Source organism: Okeania sp. SIO3I5, from assembly GCF_010672085.1.
GTDB lineage: Bacteria > Cyanobacteriota > Cyanobacteriia > Cyanobacteriales > Microcoleaceae > Trichodesmium.
This window is the reverse complement of record NZ_JAAHHT010000017.1, coordinates 144,240-167,688: the sequence shown is the minus strand read 5'-3', so window position 1 is coordinate 167,688 and position 23,449 is coordinate 144,240. Positions and strand designations below refer to the sequence as shown.

General features: G+C 35.7%; 17 protein-coding genes and 1 CRISPR repeat array. Of the genes, 10 read left to right on the top strand and 7 right to left on the bottom strand.

Features of this window, described 5'->3' with window-relative positions; genetic code table 11:
• Positions 1 to 43: 43 nt before the first annotated feature.
• From F6K40_RS06495 to F6K40_RS06485, 3 genes are all read left to right on the top strand, one after another.
• Positions 44 to 1,021 carry a DMT family transporter gene (locus tag F6K40_RS06495; RefSeq protein WP_293133033.1) on the top strand — a complete coding sequence of 326 codons (978 nt, stop codon included), beginning with the start codon at positions 44 to 46 and terminating at the stop codon, positions 1,019 to 1,021.
• A gap of 251 nt (positions 1,022 to 1,272) precedes the next feature.
• A complete protein-coding gene (locus tag F6K40_RS06490) occupies positions 1,273 to 1,623 on the top strand; it encodes an aminotransferase class V-fold PLP-dependent enzyme (RefSeq protein WP_293133031.1) in 351 nt (116 codons plus the stop codon).
• A 289-nt stretch (positions 1,624 to 1,912) separates the two neighbouring features.
• Positions 1,913 to 2,830: an NYN domain-containing protein gene (locus F6K40_RS06485; RefSeq protein WP_293133028.1), complete on the top strand. Its 918-nt coding sequence runs from the start codon at positions 1,913 to 1,915 to the stop codon at positions 2,828 to 2,830.
• A gap of 230 nt (positions 2,831 to 3,060) precedes the next feature.
• On the opposite strand, the gene proX is transcribed toward F6K40_RS06485, so the two are convergent.
• A complete protein-coding gene (gene proX, locus F6K40_RS06480; protein WP_293133025.1) occupies positions 3,061 to 4,077 on the bottom strand; it encodes a glycine betaine/L-proline ABC transporter substrate-binding protein ProX in 1,017 nt (338 codons plus the stop codon).
• 822 nt (positions 4,078 to 4,899) lie between these two features.
• Between proX and F6K40_RS06475 the strand changes: the two genes are divergently transcribed.
• From F6K40_RS06475 to F6K40_RS06460, 4 genes are all read left to right on the top strand, one after another.
• The gene (locus tag F6K40_RS06475; protein WP_293133022.1) at positions 4,900 to 5,310 is read left to right on the top strand and encodes a hypothetical protein; all 411 of its coding nucleotides are present in this window, start codon (positions 4,900 to 4,902) and stop codon (positions 5,308 to 5,310) included.
• The gene (locus F6K40_RS06470; RefSeq protein WP_293133019.1) at positions 5,307 to 5,924 is read left to right on the top strand and encodes a hypothetical protein; all 618 of its coding nucleotides are present in this window, start codon (positions 5,307 to 5,309) and stop codon (positions 5,922 to 5,924) included. Before F6K40_RS06475 ends, F6K40_RS06470 begins: the two co-directional genes overlap by 4 nt.
• A 1,075-nt stretch (positions 5,925 to 6,999) precedes the next feature.
• Positions 7,000 to 7,377: a hypothetical protein gene (locus F6K40_RS06465; RefSeq protein WP_293133016.1), complete on the top strand. Its 378-nt coding sequence runs from the start codon at positions 7,000 to 7,002 to the stop codon at positions 7,375 to 7,377.
• A gap of 31 nt (positions 7,378 to 7,408) precedes the next feature.
• Positions 7,409 to 9,025 (top strand): DUF3352 domain-containing protein, encoded by a 1,617-nt coding sequence (locus tag F6K40_RS06460; protein ID WP_293133013.1) that lies wholly within the window; start codon positions 7,409 to 7,411, stop codon positions 9,023 to 9,025.
• Positions 9,026 to 9,185: 160 nt separating this feature from the next.
• Positions 9,186 to 10,173: a CRISPR direct-repeat array (repeat unit 36 nt; unit sequence GTTTCAATCCCTAAATAGGGATTAGGGTTTCCAGAG).
• Positions 10,174 to 10,936: 763 nt separating this feature from the next.
• On the opposite strand, the gene F6K40_RS06455 is transcribed toward F6K40_RS06460, so the two are convergent.
• The gene (locus F6K40_RS06455) at positions 10,937 to 11,104 is read right to left on the bottom strand and encodes a hypothetical protein (protein WP_293133010.1); all 168 of its coding nucleotides are present in this window, start codon (positions 11,102 to 11,104) and stop codon (positions 10,937 to 10,939) included.
• Between the two features lie 19 nt (positions 11,105 to 11,123).
• Between F6K40_RS06455 and F6K40_RS06450 the strand changes: the two genes are divergently transcribed.
• Positions 11,124 to 11,732 carry a hypothetical protein gene (locus F6K40_RS06450; RefSeq protein ID WP_293133007.1) on the top strand — a complete coding sequence of 203 codons (609 nt, stop codon included), beginning with the start codon at positions 11,124 to 11,126 and terminating at the stop codon, positions 11,730 to 11,732.
• 310 nt (positions 11,733 to 12,042) lie between these two features.
• On the opposite strand, the gene F6K40_RS06445 is transcribed toward F6K40_RS06450, so the two are convergent.
• The 5 genes from F6K40_RS06445 to F6K40_RS06425 all read right to left on the bottom strand — a co-directional run bounded on the left by F6K40_RS06445 (position 12,043) and on the right by F6K40_RS06425 (position 17,511).
• Positions 12,043 to 12,201 carry a hypothetical protein gene (locus F6K40_RS06445; protein ID WP_293133004.1) on the bottom strand — a complete coding sequence of 53 codons (159 nt, stop codon included), beginning with the start codon at positions 12,199 to 12,201 and terminating at the stop codon, positions 12,043 to 12,045.
• Between the two features lie 428 nt (positions 12,202 to 12,629).
• Positions 12,630 to 12,833, bottom strand: coding sequence for a hypothetical protein (locus F6K40_RS06440; protein WP_293133001.1), 204 nt, complete (start codon positions 12,831 to 12,833; stop codon positions 12,630 to 12,632).
• A 672-nt stretch (positions 12,834 to 13,505) separates the two neighbouring features.
• The gene (locus tag F6K40_RS06435; protein ID WP_293132998.1) at positions 13,506 to 13,727 is read right to left on the bottom strand and encodes a hypothetical protein; all 222 of its coding nucleotides are present in this window, start codon (positions 13,725 to 13,727) and stop codon (positions 13,506 to 13,508) included.
• A 701-nt stretch (positions 13,728 to 14,428) separates the two neighbouring features.
• Positions 14,429 to 14,572, bottom strand: coding sequence for a hypothetical protein (locus tag F6K40_RS06430; protein ID WP_293132995.1), 144 nt, complete (start codon positions 14,570 to 14,572; stop codon positions 14,429 to 14,431).
• A gap of 2,015 nt (positions 14,573 to 16,587) precedes the next feature.
• Complete coding sequence (locus F6K40_RS06425; RefSeq protein ID WP_293132992.1) at positions 16,588 to 17,511, bottom strand: histone deacetylase family protein; 924 nt, start codon at positions 17,509 to 17,511, stop codon at positions 16,588 to 16,590.
• A 257-nt stretch (positions 17,512 to 17,768) separates the two neighbouring features.
• On the opposite strand from F6K40_RS06425, the gene gyrA reads away from it, so the two are divergent.
• Together gyrA and lnt are read left to right on the top strand one after the other, a co-directional pair.
• Complete coding sequence (gene gyrA, locus F6K40_RS06420) at positions 17,769 to 20,465, top strand: DNA topoisomerase (ATP-hydrolyzing) subunit A (protein WP_293132989.1); 2,697 nt, start codon at positions 17,769 to 17,771, stop codon at positions 20,463 to 20,465.
• Positions 20,466 to 21,603: 1,138 nt separating this feature from the next.
• Positions 21,604 to 23,217 (top strand): apolipoprotein N-acyltransferase, encoded by a 1,614-nt coding sequence (gene lnt, locus F6K40_RS06415; RefSeq protein WP_293132986.1) that lies wholly within the window; start codon positions 21,604 to 21,606, stop codon positions 23,215 to 23,217.
• Positions 23,218 to 23,449 lie beyond the last annotated feature (232 nt).

Here is a 23,449-nt window from a genome sequence, read left to right as displayed (position 1 = left end):
GAAAAAACAGTGATTTAAACACTCCACTATTTATCTAAATGTAATGAAAAATCAATTGCTATTATCAGAAGAATCAAAGTTATTTGATAGACAAAAATTAATCGCGATCGCATTATTATTCATAGCTGCAGTTGGGCTATCTTTTGCAGCAATATTTATTAAATGGAGTGAAATAGAAATTAGTCCAAATGCAACAGTTTTTAATCGTTTATGGATTGCGACTGTAGTTCTCGGTTTTGGGAATACTCTTAATTTTGTTTATCTAAAACTATCTAATAGACAATTAAATCTACAGTCTGTAGAAGATAGGCCTTACACAAAAACTGTTATTTTACTATTGTTAGGATTAGGTTTTAGTTATCTGGGATTTCAATCACTTTGGGCTTGGTCTATAACTCAAACAAGTATTGGTATTTCTACTGTCTTGCATAATTTTACTCCCATATTTACAACTTTGAGCGCATGGATTTTTTTCGGTCAGCGTTTTGAAGAAAAATTTTTGATAGGGATGGTAATAACCATTGTAGGAATAGTTTTTATTGGTATCGGAGATATACAAATAGCTAATGGTACAACTAATAAAATGTTAGGTGATGCAGCTGCCTTATTATCTGCAGTTTTCTATGCAGGATACTTACTGATAATAGAACAATTACGAAGCAAATTAAGTGCTACCAAAATATTAATGTGGAGTTCCTTAACTGGAGCTATTTTAATTTTACCTATCCTGATAGTTACTGGGGAAAAAATTTTTCCTTACTCATGGAACGGGTGGTTAGCCGTGATTTGTTTAGCTGTTATCTCCCAGGTTTTAGGACAGGGACTTGTCACTTATAGCCTCGATAAATTATCTGCCGGGTTTGTTGCCCTATTTTTACTTCTGGATCCAGTTCTGACAGCTATTGAAGCATGGATAATTTTCTCCGAAAGATTAAGTTTATTGGACTGGATTGCTTTTGTATTAGTTCTACTGGGTATTTATTTAGCTTTATCCAGTAAATCTTCTATTCAGCAAGAATAATTCATAACTTCAAGTTATTATTTATTTTGATTGGGAAACAGAAGGTAGATGATAATATTTGACAGTAAACGGACACTTGTTCCATGTCTCAATATTCGTAATAGGCAAAGGCTGGAAGCTTCTAGCATTCCTGGTTTAAAAGATGTCTGGCACTTCCTAAAAATGTCTACCCTGATAGATATGTACCTCAAAATTGCTTTCAGTCATGCACTGTAGCAGGAAATTTTGCCAGTGAAGATATTGTCTCCGTTATGTGGCAGATTTTGCGCTGGATAGAAGAAGATATTGGGGGTGTAGAAGCAATGGAGAAGATTAACTGGCAAAAATCTTCCGCTCTCTATGATTTTATTGATGCAACGCCTTTATTTGATTGTCCTGTCGAAGTTGAGTCGCGATCGCGCATGAATGTAGTTTTTAAGTTGCCGACAAAAAGCTTGGAACAACAGTTCATTCAGGAAGCATTTGAATCTGGACTTGTGGGTGTAGCTGGACATCGTACTCAGGGAGGATGTCGTGTCAGTCTTTATAATGCTGTTACTATAGATGCAGTTAAAAATTTGATTGAATTTATGGACAAGTTTGCTCAAAAAACGAATTATTAAAAACCTGCTTGATTGTACATAGATTCAGTTAGTTCATAATCATTATTTTGGTTTATTGGTTGTGATGTTCTGGAACCAGATTTAATATTATAATCTTGGAAAAAAATGTAGAGACTTTCTATGGAAAGTCTCTACAAAAGTTTGAGTAAAAAAAGGGGATGATAGGAGGTAATCTCGTGCTACCTCTGATATTGCTTCCTTCTAATCCGCTCCAGACCTACAATAACTAAATTATCGGGATTTGATATAATCTAAAGCTCAAGTATAAAATATAGATTTATTATCAAAAATGTCAAATACTTATAATTCTACTAATATACAACCTTCAAACGTAACTTATTTATTTATTGATGGAAGTTATCTAAGAGAAAGTTATATAGATACCACTTATAAATGGTTTGGAAATGAAGTCGAAAATGACAATATTAACATTGATTTTAATGCCATCAAAAATTTTTTTGATGCTCGGAAAGTTTTCTATTATGACTATATAAATCGGATTCAACGTAAGGATGAGGAAAAAATAGATTTTGAAGATCGTGTATCTCAACAAAAAGATTATTTTAATTACATTCGTTCTCTAGAAGAATATCACGTTAAGCTAGGAAATTTTACAAAAACAAAAAAAGGTCAAAAAGAAGCTAGCATTCTCCTCACAGTAGACATGATGAATCACGCTATTCGCAACAATATGACAAAAGCAGTTTTACTATCTGGAGATAAGGATTTTAAACCACTTCTTGAAAGTTTAGTTAATATGGGAATGGTTGTATATGTATCTTCCGAAGTTCGTTCAACTTCATCAGAGCTGAAATATGCGGCTGATTCTTACATTCCACTGTCATTTTTTGACTACTATAAATGGTCCTCTCCCGAACTGAAAAATAAGTATCCAATGCCTAAAATTGAAACATATAAAACTCCATTTTTAGGTCGAGGTATAGAAAAATTTACGGCACTATCAGACACTAAAATAGGTAAGAAATTTGGAGGTATGGTCAAAGTTTATGAACCTCAAAATGCTCAGTTGCTCGATCGCGGAACAGCTAAAGATTACGAAGTTAAATTATTTCAAAAAGATAGTGAGTTTATCCTCTTCTTTAGAAACATAGAAGATGGTTCTACTTTTCAAATGACTTTGAATAATCAGGATAGATTAGAACTTTACTATGCTTTGGAATCTGGGAAAAAAATTAAGTGGGATTAATTCAGTTATCAGTTATCAGTTATCAGTTATCAGCAAAATTGTAGGGTGCGTTAGACTGCAAAAAATTCAGACTATGAAAGGGATTCAATAATCCGTCGTAACCCACTATTTTAGATTTCTCAGTCTCTGAAGTTTTTTAGATGAAACAGTTGCTATAATTATCAAATATTTAAAAAGTAATTATCATCAAGATATAAAAAAACTATAGAAAGTAACTACTTGATTTTAATTCAAATATCTGCCGCCTTTTTTGCTTCTTCTAACCAACTATCAAACAACTCTTGATTCTTTTCAACCCACTCTTTAGCATGGCGACGGATATCCTCTGGAGAATTTTCACCATCTTTAATATATAGACTTTCAACATTCATATCCTCAGCAGGAATTTGCACCAATTCAAACCAATGTTTGGCAACTGGGTTAGCTGCTAAAAATTTTTTATTGGCAAAAATTTGCTGGTTATCAACAATAAATCCAAGATTTTTACCTTCTATAGTGGTGTCTTTTACTGTGATATTTTTCAGAGATTCTGGAAGAGAGGTAAACGGAACTTCCAACCAAATTATATCTTGATCTGGTTTTAAGACTGTAGATACCCAGTGAGGATTATAAGCTAAGTAGAGAACGCTTTTCCCTTGCTGGTAGCGAGTAATAACATCTGCAAGTAAAATAGTGTATTGTCCTCGATCTTGTTCAACTGTATCTTCTAATCCATAAGCTTTGATGTGATGGTCGATTATTATTTCACAAAACCAACCAGGATTACAACCTACTAAATTAGCTTTACCATTACCATCGGAATCAAATAGTTGAGCAATTTTTGGATCTTTTAATTGTTCAATATTAGTAATGTTATATTTATCGGCAGTTTTTTTATCAATTTGATACCCATGTATTGTATTAGGAACCAGAACTCCTAATTGCTCTAACTTTTTTTCACCCCCAACATTATTAAAATATTCTTGGCGTGTTTTTTCAAAGTCGGTAACACTATAATCTATGTCACCATTAGCAACAGATAAATAAATAGCAGGGTAGTCAATTTCTATCGGTTTTTCAATCTGATAACCAAGTTTTTCCAGACCAATATTTACAATTTCGGTTTGGAAATGTTCTTCAATCCAATTACTATGGGCAGCACTAACTTTAGTTTTTTTCACAGACGAAGTTGATTTACAGGCAATTACACTTATCAACAAAGTTGTCAAAATTATTCCTAAAGTAAATTGCCTCAATTTTTGTTTCATTAAACAGTTGTAATAAAGTTACGATAAAGATTATTTAGTTAGAATATATCCTCAAACTCTCAATTACCCAAAAAATTTATAAAACCTTAAGTATTTTTCAAGGGAATAGGATTCAATAATTAATAATTAATAATTAATAATTAATAATTACCTCTTCTGAAAAATAAAAGGATTGGTTTAAAAGATTTTTTTTTATTTTTTCTCCTTAAAAGTAGAGATTTAAAAGCTTTAGTTTCGGTAAATAATTTATAATTTATGTACGATAATTGGTTTTATTTTTTATTCTTGGAGAGGTATTTTTAGTTATCAGTTATCATTTATCAGTATCTTTCACTCATTATTTGGAAATATGAAAAAATTTGATGGAGCTGAGTTGAGAGGTAGGAAGCAAGAGGTATTTTTAGTTATCAGTTATCAGTAGCGATCGCTAATTATTTTGAGATATGAAAAAATCTGATGGAGCTGAGTTGAGAGGTAGGAAGCAAGAGGTATTTTCAGTTATCAGTCATCATTTATCAGTATCTTTCACTCATTATTTGGAAATATGAAAAAATTTGATGGAGCTGAATTTAGAGGTAGGAAGCAAGAGGTATTTTTAGTTATCAGTTATCATTTATCAGTATCGTTCACTAATTATTTTGAGATATGAAAAAATCTGATGGAGCTGAGTTGAGAGACAGGAAGTCAGAAATATCTACAGCCAATATTTGTCTCAATGGTATAATGTTGTAGGTAAACCTTAAAAGAGTTAACCATTGGTACGATGAAACTAATATTTTCCCAACCCTATCTTTCTTTAGCATTGTCTCTATTGTCAGGATTATGAGTTCAAACCTTCTGTGGATATTTGTTAAAATAGTTTTACCTTTAATGCCTATAGTAATTAATTTTATTTTTATTAGGATAATGGGCAGTGATAAGAAGTGGTATCAAATTCTAACAGGTGGCGAGTTATTCATTTTTTCTACTACAATCTCTGCTTCTGCTATTGGGGTTACTTTTTTTCAAGGTACTTTAGATAATTCTTTAGGAAATTTAATATTTTGTATTCTTCTTTTAACGCTCATATTTTCTACTTCTTTATTTGGCTTCGGTAGATTCATAAAACTTGACGAAAACAAAATAGGCAAAATAAAAAATGAAGAATTATATGCTATTGCTTCAATTGCTTGTGCAATAGCAGCAATTTTTTGTAGTTACTGTATAAATTTTTTATCAGGTACAATAAAATGAATAATTCAACAATTCAAGGATTGACAAAACAAGAAGAAACTCTATTTTGGGGTTTAATTAACAAAATATTACCTCAAAAATTATTACTAGAAGAATCATCTACTTCTACAGAAAAACAATTCCAATTAAATTTCAAGGTAGATGAGAATGGTTCAATAGATGTAGACTCTATCCAATTGCAATTGGTGGAAACTAAGCCAATTTCTCTATTTGAAGAATCTTCTATAAATGAAGGAAAACAAACAGGAATTACAAATGAACAAATAGGATTCATAAATGCAGGAAAGCAAATAAATGCAGGAAAGCAAATAGGAATAGAAAAGAAAGAAGAACCTAAGCATAGTTTGGAGCAATCTATGTCTCCTCCCCCAATTATTTCTACTATTTTCTATGTAATTTCTGTTGCAGCATTTACTTTAGGGTTCATAGTTATCCCTGGAATAATAATCTGGATAGTAACAAATTCTGTTATAAGAACAATACTTGGTGTAATAGGATGGATATTATGCATAATGGTTGCAGTGGGACTTTTTAATGGTAAGACTAATTGGATGATTATTATAAGTGCATTTACTGGTTTATTGATCATCATATTATTGGCAATTTTTCCATAGAAACTTTGGTTTTTCTGAACTAGATGGAAGAAAATTTGTCACTGAATTTTACCCGACACTTCAAATCAACTTGCAACGATATTTCTATATAGCAATCCTCAATAGGTTGTAATATTTTTGGGTAGGGGTTTGGTCTCCCAACCCAGACTAAAATGGGATTTATCTGACCAAACCCCTACAGTTTTTTTTGACAAATTATTTCAGATTGCTGTATCTGTTTCAGCACAAGAAACTTTGGTCTTTCTGAACTAGATAGAAGAAAATTTGTCACTGAATTTTACCCTCCACTTTAAATAAACTTGCAACTATATTTCTATATAGCAATCTTGGATAGATTGTCAGATTTTTGGGTAGGGATTTTTTCTCCTTTCCCCAGACTAAAATGAGATTTATCTGACCCAACCCCTACAGTTTTTTTTGACAAATTATTGAAGATTGCTGTATCTGTTTCAGCACAAGAAACTTTTGTATTTCTGAACTAGATAGAAGAAAATTTGTCACTGAATTTTACCCTCCACTTTAAATAAACTTGCAACGATATTTCTATATAGCAATCTTGGATAGGTTGTCAGATTTTTGGGTAGGGATTTTCTCGACTTTCCCCAGACGAAAATGAGATTTATCTGACCCAACCCCTACAGTTTTTTTTGACAAATTATTGAAGATTGCTGTATCTGTTTGAGCAAAATAAAGTTTTGTCTTTCTGAACTAGATATTAGAAAATTTATCACTGAATTTTACTCTCTACCTTAAATCAACTTTCAACGATATTTCTATATNTTTTTTGGTAGGGGGAGGAGTCAGTCCTCAGTCCTCAGTCCTCAGAATTTACGGGAAGTTTAGAGGAGGGAGTCGGAAGAATGTCCGTTATTTTTTCTGTCAAGTGTGAGCCTTTAATACTAACTTTTTGAGCCTGAGTTACCTAAAAGCTGGCACTTTTTAAATACCATTACAGGCTAAAACCTTGATCTGTAAATACTTTCTGATTTAATCAGCAACCCCTAATTATACTCATACTACTGCTTTAGAGAGTCAGATTCTCAAAAAGGCTAAAGCTCCTAGTTTGGTAGGGGGTTTGGAGACCAAACCCCTACGGAGTAATAATTATACCCATACTACTGCTTTAGAGAGTCAGATTCTCAAAAAGGCTAAAGCTCCTAGTTTGGTAGGGGGTTTGGAGACCAAACCCCTACGGAGTAATAATTATACCCATACTACTGCTTTAGAGAGTCAGATTCTCAAAAAGGCTAAAGCTCCTAGTTTGGTAGGGGGTTTGGAGACCAAACCCCTACGGAGTAATAATTATACCCATACTACTGCTTTAGAGAGTCAGATTCTCAAAAAGGCTAAAGCTCCTAGTTTGGTAGGGGGTTTGGAGACCAAACCCCTACGGAGTAATAATTATACCCATACTACAGAATTTGATATGATAGAACCCATTTGGTATTTTTGACATTGTAAAATATTAGCTCACAAAAAAATCCATGGTGAAAAAATCAAACTTTTTAATTGCTGGTGCAGCCCTTATTGTAGCAGGCAGTATTACCACATATCTTTACTTTAGAAGTGTAACAGCGAAGGTCTCTAGTCCCCTCAAAACCGCTCAAGTTGTGCCAGAATCGGCAATTATGGCCACCTTTTTCCACCCTAATCAAAAAGCCATAACTAAATTACAACAATTTGGTACTCCTGAAGCTAAAGAATTGATTAGTCGGAGTTATGCAGAATTTCAGCAAGAAAATTTAGCTGAGACTAATATTGATTGGGAAAAAGATATTAAACCTTGGGTGGGAGGGATAATGTTGGCTTTTGTTCCTGCTGAGGAGGGGCAAGGTACCGATCCTGTGAATATTTTGATGGTGGTGGGAATTAAAAATAAATTCCAAGCTTTGAGATTTGCTACTAAGTTACAAGGGGAAGATGAGAGTCAGGTAATAAAGAGAGAATATCAGGGGGTGACTATTCGAGAAGTTACCGATGAGACTGGGAAAACTTTTAATTTGGCAATTTTAGGAGATTATTTGGCGATCGCTCCCATGGCAGGAGCAGTTGAAGCTGCTATTGATACGTTTCGGGGTGAAAGTTCTTTGGCGATGAGAGAGAATACTGCTAAGAGTTTGCAGGAAAGTGCGGGGGTGGAAAATGCTATTGCTACTGTTTTTATTCCTAATTATGGTCAGTTTGTCAGAGAGTTTGCTGATGAGTTGCCGGAAAATCAAAAGTTGTCTGCTGCGAGTTTAGAGCAGTTCGAGGCAATAGATTCGATGGTGATGGGAATAGGGGTTGATGATGGGGGGGTACGGTTACGAGCGCTGACTAAGTTCGTTTCTCCGTTGTCTCCAGAACAGACTAAACCTGTGTCTGGGAAAATTTTGCAACGGTTTCCTGCGGAGACGATGATGTTGATGAGTGGGATGGGTATTAGTCAAGCTTGGGCAGAGTTTACCAGTCAAGCAGAGAATAATGAAGATTTGCAAGATGTTGTGGAGGAAGTGAGAAGTCTATTTGTGGATTTTGGTTTGGATGTAGATCGAGAGGTGTTTGGTTGGATGGATGGAGAGTTTGCTTTAGGTTTGATTGCATCTAACCAGGGAGTTTTGGCAACTACTGGGTTTGGGGGAGCCATGGTTTTTGAGACGAGCGATCGCTCTACTGCTGAGAAGTTGATCGAGAAGTTAAATTTGATGGCGACAGAAAATGCGGGGTTAGCATTAAGGGAAATACAGGTGGGACGGCAGTCGGTGACTCAGTGGCAGGTAGCAGGTATTGGTGCATTTTTGGGGTATGGGTGGTTGGATGACAATTCTTTATTTGTGGTATTAGGAGAACCTTTGATGGAGGGGATAGTTAATATGTCTGGCGATCGCTTGATTGGGAGTGAAGGTTTTGAGCAAATTACGGGGACTTTGCCAGAGTCGAATCAGGGTTATTTTTATTTGGATATGGAGCGGACGATGGTTTGGGTAAATCGTTATCCGTTTGCGAATGTGGTAATACCATCGGACTTGAAGGCAATTTTGAATTCTATTCGGGGTATTGGGGTGACGTCAAGTTGGTCTGATGATTTGACGAATGAGATGGAGATGTTGGTGGCGTTTTAGTTAAGCTTTCAGCTTTCAGCTTTCAGCTTTCAGCTCAGGTTCATTATTGTAGGGTGCGTTAGAAGGTTTAAATTCAAACTATGAAAGGAATTTGGCAATCCGTCGTAACGCACCATTAGATTTTGTAGTTAACCAATTTGGAAATAAAAAGCCTGAACAGGTTTCAATCCCTAAATAGGGATTAGGGTTTCCAGAGTGAAAAGTCTAACATAAAAGATATGATAGACGATTTGTTTCAATCCCTAAATAGGGATTAGGGTTTCCAGAGGAACCAGTAAGTACATTTTTACAGGCACAAAATCGTTTCAATCCCTAAATAGGGATTAGGGTTTCCAGAGATTCGATATCTCTATAGGAGGCGGCGACAACAATTGGGTTTCAATCCCTAAATAGGGATTAGGGTTTCCAGAGTCAGTTTTTCCAATTCCAGTGGAGTAAGCAAAGTTGGTTTCAATCCCTAAATAGGGATTAGGGTTTCCAGAGTTATGTCTATCTCCAAGAACGAAATCTCTATCTTTTCGTTTCAATCCCTAAATAGGGATTAGGGTTTCCAGAGCGGAGAAAAAAATTGTTTCAAGCTGTATCAGACTTTTTCGTTTCAATCCCTAAATAGGGATTAGGGTTTCCAGAGCTATTTAAGGGATTAAAAATTAACCGTCATACTAAAGTTTCAATCCCTAAATAGGGATTAGGGTTTCCAGAGTTTTTTGTAGCTGGCTGTCTTGAAGAATTATTTTGGTCTAAGTTTCAATCCCTAAATAGGGATTAGGGTTTCCAGAGACAAAGATGGTAAGAGAAGTATAATTGAGTTTTCAGACAGGTTTCAATCCCTAAATAGGGATTAGGGTTTCCAGAGGAACTAGCAGCTATTTTAGCGTTATATCCTTTATGTTTCAATCCCTAAATAGGGATTAGGGTTTCCAGAGTCGAAGATCTGGTAAAAATAAAAAGAGAAGGCAGAATGTTTCAATCCCTAAATAGGGATTAGGGTTTCCGGAGTTAATGATATTGCCATATGTGCTATATATAATAAATAGCAGTTTCAATCCCTAAATAGGGATTAGGGTTTCCAGAGCCATCGGTGGTGGTGATAATAACTGGCAAACGTTTGTGTTTCAATCCCTAAATAGGGATTAGGGTTTCCAGAGAGTTCCGATCCAGAACTACGACGTAGCAAGGGTTTCAGATACCCAAGAATACCAATTCCTTTGATTTTATCATCAACAAGGCTAATTTTGCCAAAATTACGAGCCTCAAACCCGCTCCTAGCATGGCATCGACGCAGTTGAACGAAATAATCAGCATTTCAGCGATTTTGCCAAGTGCGTCGATGGGGGTCTATGCAAAGATGAAAAACCACCCTTCAGCCACCCTTAAAGACTAAGAAATGACTAAAAACATATTACTATTTATTTTTCGAGGTTCTAAACTGTAAATATACTAACCTGTACTTTTCATCCCTGTCAAGTGGACGAAAAAATCAATTTTTAATATTCCTTTTTATCAATTATCATTTATCAGCTTTTAGTTTTTAGTTTTCAGTACCTCCTACTGAAATTAGTTATCAGTTATTAGACGTACCAATAGCGTTTATGCGTAATTCCTATTAATCTGTGCATCCGTGGCATAATCTGTGTGAGCGCCTTGACATACTCCCGACGTTGCCCTTACGGGACTTATAGGGATTCTTCAGTCTGGGAAACCCTGACCGCTGTTTAGACAGAGGTGATGTCCTCCCCCTGTTTTGACTTTTACAATAACAAAATGCTCTTAGCTTGTCAAGGGCATATGAACGTTTAGCTTATGAAGGTATCCGAATCCTGGCCCTGGCTTTCATCCCGACGCTCCCCCTCCCCCCTATGCACGGGGGGTTAGGGGGGATGGAGAGCGCGGGACTTCCCGCCAGGAAAGTTAACCCAACAACCACTTAACTAATCCGTACATCCGTGGCATAATCTGTGTGAGCGCCTCAACCCAACAACCACTTACTTCATCTCCAGATTCCTGTAGGGGCGATTTCCTACGGAATGCTCCGCAAACGCGAATCGCCCCTACAACCAAAATATTACAACTAAACAAAAATTAGAATTGCCATATCATGGAAAATTTATCAACAATAGAAACAGCCGCAAATTCAATTGTCAAAAAATCCGCTAATAAACCATCTCCAGATTCCGTTATCTTAGCACTTATTGAAATTGAAAAACAGTCAAAAAAAGAGAAACAAACCTATCAACTTCAGCAACTATCAGGAAATTGGCAATTATGCTTTGTTACTGGCACGAAAAAAACCAGAGAAAAAGCAGGTATTGTATTAGGAGCAGGACGTTATATTCCCAATTGGGTAAAAATTACACTCTCCTATTCTGCTCCTATCAATACTTCTGAAATTCCCCAACAAATAGAAACAGGTACCGTGGAAAATACCGTCGAATTTGCTGGTTTAAAATTATCTCTTTCGGGACCCACAAAATTTATAGACAAAAAAAATATTCTAGCTTTTGACTTTACAAAAATTACAGTCAAATTATTCGGGGGAAAACTCTATTCTGGATATATTCGAGGAGGAAAAGAAAGCGAAAATAAATTTGCCACAGAAAGTGTAGGTAAGCAAGCATTTTTTGCCTACTTTTTGATTCAAGAAAAATTTATTGCTGCTAGAGGAAGAGGAGGAGGATTAGCGATTTGGGGAAAATTGGAAAATTAGAATTGTGAGAATGAGTCAGTAGTCAGGAAACAGAATTAAAAATTAACAAATAGGAAATTTTTCAATTCTTACAGCAATGCATGAGGTTAGTGAGGTACAGTGTAACACAGCCTTCAAGGCTGTAACAACCTGGAAGGTTGAACTGCCAAAATTACTAACAGGTTTCCAGCTTTTAACAAATAGTAAAGCTTTGTACCTCACGCGCCTCCGAAACTACTGTAAATTTAGTCACAGTAATAATTTAACTTCTGAATTCTGAATTCTAAATTTTAAATTCATTCAAGCCGTTAATTCATCGTAGTGGACTGTTTCAGCTAAAACTGTGCACTAGATTCTCTCCCTTGTCTCCCTTGTCTCCCTTGTCTTCCTTGTCTCCCTTGTCTCCCTTGTCTTCCTTGTCTCCCTTGTCTCCCTTGTCTCCCTTGTCTCCCTTGTCTCCCTTGTCTCCCTTGTCTTCCTTGTCTTCCAATCAAAAAGTAATGCACCATTTAAGATGAAACAGTCCAGTAGGCATCTTGCCTGTGTGGAATAGGCCAGCGGACATGATATAATTTAACATTTTGCCTAAGTCCTGACCAAATCTTAAAAAGTTTGCTATATATTCTTGTAATAGTGGGGAGGTGGGGAGATAAGAACAAAAATTATAGTATTACTCTTCAGAAATGGTATTATTGACATATTGATAATTTTCCGTTCTACTAAACTTACCCTGAGGAGAACATTTTTATTATAGCAGTCGAAGCAAAGATTAGGACGCATCAAAAGCCTAAAACCCAGACAAAGCCAGATTTTTCCTTCTGCCTCCCTCTCAAAGGGGGGTAGGGGGGATGCTCTGAGCATAAATGTCTTTTGCTATATAGGTAATTAATGACAGCATAGTACAGAAGTAGGTCAATTTTATTCAACAGATTTTACCGTTCCATGGCTAACACGATCAACCAACATTTCCATCATGGCATATTCATCATCATTTAGATAACCAGTCAATAATACACGCCGAATCTGTTGGCGTTCACCGCTAGTAATAACACTAGAGGACATTACTTGACTGAATACTTCCTCAAGTAGAGTTTTTGCTGGTGATATATTGAATAAGCTCATATAAATTATTAACTAATGATTAATTAAAACTGATACTTTATATTATTAGGGTTTTTATAATTAGATAGGGTGATTTGAGTAATGATTAGTTAATGATTCTTGTCAACTTAATTTGTAGTTGATGTCATAGGTTTGATGTGAGTATGTTCTGTTTTTTTGGTGATGTTCGTCACTGATCTTAAATCTGGTTGCGAACCGGCACATAAAATTAGCTGAGGTAAAAGACAGCAGGCAAGAGGTGAAGCATATTTGCCGGCTTTCTATTAAAACTGCTGGTGCTATAGTTATTAGTATATTCAGGGTTGTCTGTGAATATTGTAATTGTTTATTATTATATAGAATCCGGTTATATAGTATATGTTGATAATTCTATAATTTTCAGTATTGAATCTCCCGTACGGACGCCCTTATGCAACGTCTCTACCCTACTCCCAACTATACAATAACTATTCAACCGGATTTGATCTTAGACCTCTGCAGAAAAGATGGAATAAGGAATATGGGGAAATAATTGATAATTGCTCTACGATAATTGATTTAATTTTTTATGATTGGAGATGTCTATTGATTTGACCAATAAATAAGGTTTTAAGTCTCCGCCTTCAGGCCAAAAGAGGTGCTAATAACTGATAACTGAAATTGCACTTAGCAGAACCTAGAAGTAGGTAAATCTCATTCAACAAGTTTTACCCATCCACGGCGAATACAATAAGCAAGTCTGTTAATGATAGCATATTCATCATCATCCAGATCGTCACCGGATAACACACTCTGAATCAGTTGATGTTCATTGGTAGTCATAACACTAGAGGACATCACTTGAGTAAATACTTCCTCAAGTACAGTTTTTGCTGGAAGTACACTTTTTGCTGGTGATATATTGAGTAATCTCATGTAAATTATTAACTAAGGAATAACTAAAACTGAAAACTCATTATATTATCCTTTTGTAATTAGATTGGGTGATTTTAATAATCATTTAACTTGTCTTTGGCCTCTGACAATCGCGCTTTTCTCCTTCCTCCTACAGCTAGGTGTCTAGTTTTTGGCCAAAGAGCGATCGCGAAGTGTGGCGTCAACTATATCGCTTCCAACTCAGGTTGGACACAAAGAGCTTGTAATATAGAATCCGGTTAAATACTTATCATATCTGTGAAGCGAAGGCAGAGGGCAGAAGGCACAAGGGAAGGAGTCAAGTTAAAAGGCAGAAGTTTTCCCATAACTAATTATCTGGACTAGATATCAAACCCTTTCCCATTGGTTTGTAGTTAAGATCATAAGTTTTAATGTGAGTGTATCTGTGTTTGTTAGTGATGTATGTCATCGGTATTAAATCCGGTTGTAAAACATCACATAAAGTTAGCTGAGGCAAAAGGTAACAGGCAAAAGAGGAAGTATGACTTGTTTGAAGGTTCTCTATTAAAACTGCTGATACGATAGTTATGAGTATATCTAGAGTTGTACCTGAATATTGTAATTGTTTATTCTTGAATTGGCCAAAAAATAAGGTTTCAATTCTCCAACTTCAGGCAGACAAAGGTGCTGATAACTGATAACTGAAATGGTACTCAGCATAGTATAGAAGTAGGTCAATTTCATTCAACAAATTTTACCGTTCCACGGCTAACACGATCAACCAACTTTTTCATAATAGCATATTCATCATCATCTAGATAACCAGTCAATAATACACGGCGAATCTGTTGGCGTTCATCGCTAGTAATAACATTGGAGGACATCACTTTACTGAATACTTTTTCAAGTACATTTTTGGTTGGTTGCATATTGAGTAAGCTCATATAAGTTATTAACTAATGATTAACTAAAGCTGATATCAAATCCGGTAGTATTGCTATAATTCAATTCCTGTCAAGGTTCGGTTTTGCTGACCAAACCTTGCTTGGGAATTTTGGCCTCTTTGAGAATCTCCGAAATCCAAAGCAAGCGGATTCGATCTGATACTTTTATTATTAGGGTTTTTGTAATTATACGGAGTGATTTGAGTAATAGTTAGTTAATGATTGTTATCAATTGAATTTCTAGTTAATATCATAGGTTCGATGTGAGTGTATTTGTGTTGCTTGGTGATGTTTGTCACTGGTATAGCGCTAGGGAACATTTAACTGGGAAGATTTAACTGGGAACAGCAGACTTTTAAAGGCTTTTTCTTATAGGGAAATGCTCCGCAAACAGGATTTATATCATGTCCGGTTGAATACTTATAAATAAAAATGGAGGAGTCAGGAGACAGGAGACAGGAGACAGGAGAAAAGAATGTACCAGGAGAAAGAAATGGTTTTATCACTAATTATCCGGACATGGTATTAGAAATATCCTAACCTTACAGCGCTTTTCGGATTGATGAACCACATCGTCACAACCAAAACCCCGTAGGGACGTTCCATGGAAGGTCCCTACTGTGGTCTACTGAAATGAAAACCGCTGTAATGCGTAGTGCTATATTAAATCTCTACGTCCAAGTTATATCAAATCCGGTAGTATCGATATCAAAAAGCAGAGAAACCGGGAAAAGTATCAAATGCCCTACAATTGCTGACATTACAGCGCTTTTCAAATTGATAAACCACAGTAGGGGCAAATGGTATTTGCCCTCACAAGGTTTTGGTTATGACGATGTGGTTCACTCGTCTGAAAAGCGCTGTAATCTCCTACACACCCTGTTTCTGATAACGCTTCCGTTGCCAAGCGGATTTGATCTTACAGCAATTTCGGAGGCGCGTGAGGTACAAAATTTTGTTACTGGAAGCCGGTTAATAGTTTTGGTAACACAAGCATCCTGCTTGTTACAGGCAAGATGCCTGTGTTACCAATCTTTTTACAGGCAAGGTGCCTGTGTTACCAACTGTAAGTCAGTATCCTCATGCATTGCTGTAAAAGTCAAAAGGCAAAAGTCATGCATTAATCTCTGATCGCCTCCATCATGCTTGAAATTCCCAACTTTTCCATAGTTCGCAAATTGTCAGCTACAAGTTTTCACATCTTTTTCCATATAGAAAGTAAAAATGTTTGTATAAATCTTTTATTTTTGTATTATAGCAGGGAACAGGGAACAGGGAACAGGGAACAGTTAGAAAAACATTTCCCAGTCTAAGGTTCATCATCAGTCCATGTCCTAAGCAACTCTTTCTCAGCTATATTTACAATTTGCATAAATTAAAAAATTACTAACTAAAACTTACATTTTTATGATTAATAATTTGGCAATTACAGCACTTTTAAGGATTAATTTCTATCTTTGCAGTTCAGGCATCTTGTCTGTAAGAAGCAAGATGCTTGTGTTACTAAAATTACTAAATGAAATTTTGTACCTCACGTGCCTCCGAAATTGCTGTAAATAGACTAATTTAAGTAATAATTTAGTTAGTAATTGTTCTGAATTAAAAATGTGAAGATTTTTTTGACGATTTACCGAAAAATCAAGGTATAAAGCCTCTCCATTCATGGAGAAAACAGAATTTTTTTTTTAGCCTTACCTCTCCCTAAAAGCTATCCCTTATAAGGAACTCCTGAAAACCTTGTGGGGAGGGTGGGGAGAATGGGGAGGATGGGGAGGTGTGGGGAGTAATAATCTTCAAAAAAACGTATTTTTCAATACACTTTTCTGATGAAAAAGCCACTCAAACTACCTCCACATAACTTCTCATTTTTGTCAAGTTTTATGTTAATAAAGATGTTGATAAAGCAGAGCAAAAAAAGGGAGAGGTAATTAATAATTATTAATTATTGAACAGATTTACAGACAAGCTTCAATTGTTGCTAATACTGACTGAGATAAACTAGGTAAGTCATAACCTCCTTCTAGACCAAATAATATTTTGCGGGTTATTTGCAAACAATATTTTGTAAATAATCCATAGTCTTTTGGTTGTAAAGAAATACCTGCTAATGGATCGTCATGGTTAGCATCATAACCAGCACTAACAATTAATAAATCTGGTTGAAAGTTAGCTAAAAAGGGTATGACTTTTTCCTCGAAAATAGGTTGATAAATAGCCATTGTGCTACCTGGTGACATAGGTATATTTAGTACATTATTGTACGCACCACGTTCGTTAGCAGATCCTGTTCCTGGATAACAGGGAGATTGATGCAGAGAACAGTAGACTATATTTTCATTAGTTTCTACAATTTCCTGAGTGCCATTACCATGATGTACATCCCAGTCGAGAATGGCAACTTTGTTAATGTCTGGTTTTTCTAGGGCGTAATGAGCGGCGATCGCTGCATTGGAAAACAAGCAAAATCCCATACTCCGTTCACTTTCAGCATGATGTCCGGGAGGTCTTGCCAAGACAAAAGCAGGTTTCCCATTTGCTAACACTAAATCAACCCCATCTAACCAAGCACTTACTGCTAACAATGCCACATCATAACTTTTAGCAGAAACTGGTGTATCCCCATCTAGATAACCACCACCTTGTTTAGCTATTCCTGCTACTAATCCAATCTGAGTACGAGAATGAACTTTTCTTAGCAGTTTCTTCAATGATGGATTGCGCTGTTCTACCGGAGTAGGTGACTCCCATTGGAGTTGGCCATTTTCAAAAGGAAAAGCTTTGAGAGTTTCGACAATAGCAGTTAAACGTTCTGGTCGTTCTGGGTGTCGTATACCAGTTTTGTGTTCGAGAAATTCATCGGAGTAAATAACAGAAACCATATTACAAATATAAAGATTAGAGGTTGTCCAATTGACTCAAAATTTTAACTAAAATTATACCAATATTTGAACTTTTCATCCAACTAAAAATATCTTCCTATATCGGATTGATTTTAGGCAAATCTTTAAACAAAACGTGCTATAATTTTAGATATAAACAGCATAATTTTTTAATTATACCGAAGTTAATTGGAGGAAATCCGATTTTTTTTGGTTTGTTGCTAGTGAATTATAAATTTAATGGAGTTTTTCATTATATGACTACTGCTGAGTCGCGAATTGTACCAACCGATCTGCGCAACGAAATGTCCCAATCATACCTGGAATACGCCATGAGTGTAATCGTAGGTAGGGCGTTGCCAGATGCTAAAGATGGTCTCAAACCTGTGCATCGTCGGATACTTTATGCTATGCACGAATTAGGTTTGACTCCAGATCGCCCTTTCCGAAAATGCGCTCGTGTAGTTGGAGAGGTGCTGGGTAAATACCACCCCCACGGCGATACGGCAGTGTATGATGCTTTGGTACGAATGGCGCAAGATTTTTCGATGCGATCGCCTCTTATTCAAGGTCACGGTAATTTTGGTTCTGTAGACAATGACCCCCCTGCTGCGATGCGTTACACGGAATGTCGTCTGCAACTGCTAACTACTGATGCTATGTTGCGGGATATTGACTCGGAAACGGTAGATTTTGCTGATAACTTTGATGGTTCTCAACAGGAACCGTTGGTACTTCCTTCTCGCGTTCCCCAACTATTCCTGAACGGTTCTTCTGGAATTGCCGTGGGGATGGCAACTAATATTCCTCCCCATAATTTGGGAGAGTTAATTGATGGTTTGGTGGCACTAATTCACAATTCAGAAATCAATGAGAACGAATTAATGCAACTTATTCCGGGTCCTGATTTTCCGACAGGTGCTCAAATACTAGGTAAGTCGGGGATTAGGGATGCTTACACCCTCGGTCGCGGTTCCATCACCATGCGGGGTGTCGCTAACATAGAAACTATTGAACAACGGGGTCGTCCTGACAAGGAAGCTATTATTGTCACTGAGTTACCATACCAAACGAACAAAGCAGCATTAATTGAAAAAATTGCGGAACTGGTTAATGACAAAAAAATTGAAGGTATTTCTGATATCCGGGATGAGAGCGATCGGACTGGAATGCGCATTGTTATCGAATTGAAACGAGATGCTTATCCGAGAGTTGTACTGAATAATCTCTACAAACAAACTCCCCTACAAGCAAATTTCGGAGCTAATATTTTAGGATTGGTAAATTCGGAACCCCAGTTATTAACTCTGAAAAAATATCTGGAAGTTTTCCTAGAATTTCGGGTAGAAACTATTACCAGGAGAACCGAATATGAGCTGCGAAAGGCAGAAGAAAGAGACCATTTATTACAGGGTTTACTAATTGCTTTAGATAACTTAGATGAAATTATTCAATTAATTAGAAGTGCTGCTGATACTCCTACTGCTAAACAAGAGTTAATGGAAAATTATGGTTTATCTGAAGTTCAATCCGATGCAATTTTACAAATGCAGTTGAGAAGATTAACGGCATTAGAAGCGCAAAAAATTGAAAAAGAACATGAAGAATTACTGCTAAGAATTGCTGACTTGCAAGATATATTAGCTAAACGGGAACGGATTTTAGAAATCATCGAAACTGAAGCTTTAGAAATTAAAGAACGTCATGCAACTCCCAGACGAACTGTGATTGAATTAGCAGAAGGAGAGCTAGATGATACAGATTTAATTGCCAATGAAAAAGCAATTATTTTATTAACAGAACAAGGCTATATTAAACGGATGCCAATTAATTCTTTTGAGGCTCAAAGTCGGGCAACTCGTGGTAAATCTGGCACTAAAATGAAAGAAGATGATGTAGTCGAACATTTTCTCAGTTGTTATGACCATGATAGTATTTTGTTCTTTAGTCAAAGGGGTGTTGTTTACTGTCTAAATGCTTATCAAATTCCTATTGGTTCTCGCGTCGCGCGGGGAGTACCAATAGTACAAATGTTACCAATTCCTAGAGATGAAAAAGTTACTTCTATTGTACCTGTTTCCGAATTTACCGATGACGAATATTTAGTCATGTTGACTAAGGGTGGATATATCAAAAAAACAGCTTTATCCGCATTTTCTAATATTCGCTCTAATGGATTAATTGCTATTTCTCTTGCCGAAGGCGATAGTTTAAGATGGGTAAGGAGAGCTAGAGTTGACGATAGTGTGATTATTGGTTCTAGTTCTGGTATGGCAATTCACTTTAGAACAGATGATAAACAATTGCGTCCTTTAGGTCGAAACACTAGAGGAGTAAAATCTATGAAACTTATCAAAGACGACGAGTTAATTAGTATGGATATTTTACCCAGTTCAATAGTGGAAAAAATTGCTGATATAGATGAAGAAAATTTAGAACTAGAAGAGGAAGAGTTAGAAATAGAAACTGAGGAAATAGAAGAGGGAGAAACTGATGAAACTTCTACCACTAACGATATTGGACCTTGGGTATTAGTAATTACTATAAATGGTTATGGAAAACGAGTACCAGTTTCTCAATTTACTCTACAAAACCGAGGTGGAAAAGGTCGCATTGCTACTAAGTTTAAACAGAAGAAAAAGAAACAAGACCAAGTAGCTGCTTTACGAGTAGTAAATGAGGCAGAAGAATTGATGATAATTACTGCAAAAGGAATTATTATTCGTCAAGCAATTGATGCTATTTCTATTCAATCTCGTAGTGCTACAGGGGTCAGGGTACAAAGACTTGATGATGCAGATGCTATAGCAGAAGTTGCTTTAGTTCCGGCAACGGAAAATGAAGAGACAATAGAAATAGAAGAAGAAGAAATAACAGAAGAAGAAGTAGTAGATACAGAGGAAGAGATGGAAGAAGAAGTAGCAGAAACAGAAGAAGGTATGGAAGAAGAATAAATATTTGTTTGTAGTTGTGTTTTAGCGCTCAGATACATCTTTTGTGCTAAGGCACAACTACTAGCTTGACATTAGTCTTTTGCTGGATTAATACCCTTGCCTGATTAAAGATTTAAACATTGAAGTAACTACCCGATAATAACTGGATTTCGTATAAGTATGATTTATGGAGTTTTATTCATCCTCTTTCCTTATTTATTCTTCCTTATTCTTAGTGCAATAAATTAATATTCACAAGACAAAAATATTAAGTGCTACAGAAATTTATCAATGCTTACAAGACTTACAAAATTTGCAAAAAAACAATGTAAATATCAACAAAATAAGGAAGAAGATTAATTTAAAAAAAGTAGACTTATATGTGAAAAAAATGTAGGGGTTTGGTCTCCAAACCTTATTTAGGTTTGCTGAAAAAGTCTTTTTTAAGGAGTGGGGGAGTAGGGGAGTAGGGGAGTAGGGGAGTAATTTTTTTGCCTTTGTTTGTCAAAAATACTAACTTTTTGAGCGTTTTATATAAAATCCGGTTATACAGTAATCGCAAAATTACTGCCTCAACTTACAAATGTTAAGCATGAGTAGGAATTTAAAAATTTATGCTATTCAAATCCTTTCTTACTCCGTAGGGACGTTGCATAACAAAAATGCGTTACATGTCGCGCAGCGATACGTCCCTACCTTCTTACTCCTCAGTAATACGATAACTAATTACCCGGATTCTATATTAGATTCTTTACCTGGTAATTTTTTCGACTAAAAAAAGATTAAAGTCTTCATATATCAATAAGCGCGAGAATTAATCAGCAAACCCTAAATAATAAAGGGTTTTGGAAACCAAACCCCTACAATAAAATTTTACAACCAATTTAGAATAGCTAATATCAAATCCGTTGGCAATGAAAGTGTTATAAGAAACCGGGTTTATGGGGGTATAGATGTCAATATAATGGGCATTTATATAAACCCGGTTTCTCTGCTTTATTTATACCGATGCTACCGGACTTGATATAATATCGGAATAACTTCAAATTTTTGATCAATCTTTCAATTCTACTTCCTATTTCCAAGAAAAATCACTATTTAAAGCAGCGTACTGAAGTAGAAAATACTGTTAACGAATAACTGATAACTGATAACTGAAATGAGCTTATTTATAACATTTATTAGTGGCATTTTAATGGGAATGACAACAGCACCAATAGGTGCATCATTTCTTGGATGGGTAGCTTTAGCTCCTCTCTGGATATTAGTAATTCAACAGAAAAAATCCTTTGATAAATTTTTATTGGGTTTAACTTGGGGGATAGGTTATCACGGTTTAGCTTTGTTTTGGATAACCGGAATTCATCCGATGACTTGGTTAGGAATTCCTTGGTTAGCTAGTGTAGCGATCGCTCTATTTTGTTGGATTTTCATCACCCTTTGGGGAGCAATTTTAGTTGCTATTTGGGCTTATTTATTTGGATTTTTAACTCCTCTATCTTTCTCAGATAAAATATCCTCATTTGCCAGAATTTTATTAGGCATAACTTTATGGTGTTGCTTGGAAAAAATCTGGAGTTTAGGAAATCTTTGGTGGACGTCTCTAGCTTTTACTCAGAGTCCTAATAATTTAGCAATTTTACACCTTGGTCAATTATCAGGACCAATTACAATTACAGCAGCTATTGTCACAGTAAATGCTTTATTTGGGGAAGCTTTTATTAAAGCAAAATTACAGCAAAATCCAGGAAATTTTCAACAAATTAGATTTTGTCAGAAACCAAATAATTCAGAGCAATTAAATTTATTGGTGAAATTTACTTTCTCACTTTTTTCTTCTTACTTATTCTTTCTGGCAATCATAACTTTAATATTTTTCCACATCATAGGGTTTAGTCTATATAATACTCCTTTAAATTCAGAAGCAGAAGCAGCTTTAAAAGTTGGAATTATTCAAGGAAATATTCCTAATGAAATTAAGTTAAACTCCCAAGGTTGGTATCTTGCTTTAGAAGGTTATACTCAAGGATATAAAAAATTAGCAGAGGAAAATGTTGATGCTATATTAACTCCAGAAACAGCTTTACCTTTTTTGTGGACAAATCAAAATAATCGTAGATTTCTTTCCTTTTACAAAGCAATTTTAGAGAAAGGAGTAGTAGCTTGGGTAGGTGGTTATGGCAAACAAGAAAATAATTTGACAAATAGTCTATTTACTATTGACAAGACCGGAGAAATTTTCAGTCGTTACGACAAAATAAAATTAGTACCTTTAGGAGAATATATTCCCTTTAATGAAGTGCTAGGAAAACTAATAGATAGACTCTCACCTTTAGATGCTCATTTAGTACCAGGAAAAACACACCAAATATTTGATACACCCTTTGGCAAAGCCATAGTTGGAATTTGTTATGACTCAGCCTTTTCCGAAGTATTTCAAAGACAAACATTAGCAGGAGGAGAATTTATTTTAACTGCTGCAAATAACGCTCATTATAGTTCTATAATGCCAGCTCAACACCATGCTCAAGATGTAATGCGGGCAATAGAAAATGATAGATGGACAGTACGAGCAACTAATACAGGTTATTCTGGAATTGTAGACCCCCACGGTAGAACAATTTGGCGCTCGGAAATTAATACTTATGAAACTTATAAAACCACAATTTATCGGCGAAATACTCAGACTTTATATGTAAAATTAGGTGATTGGTTAACACCACTATTAGTTGTAGGAGGAGGATTAACAAAAATAACTTTATGGTTAAAATAAAATCATCTACTTCATACTAGAAAACAGGTAAGGATTCAGCTATTAGCGGTTAGCTCTCAGCAATAAAAATGAATGCTTGCTTTATTCATTTAACTTCTACTAAATTTTCATGCTCATTCTTGGAAATTTCTCAATTGCTTTTTTATTCCTTAAAGGTAATATAGCTGATACGCGATATGCTGAATGCTTACGAAAATAGTAGGGAAATGCCATAGAACTTCCACAAAAAAAG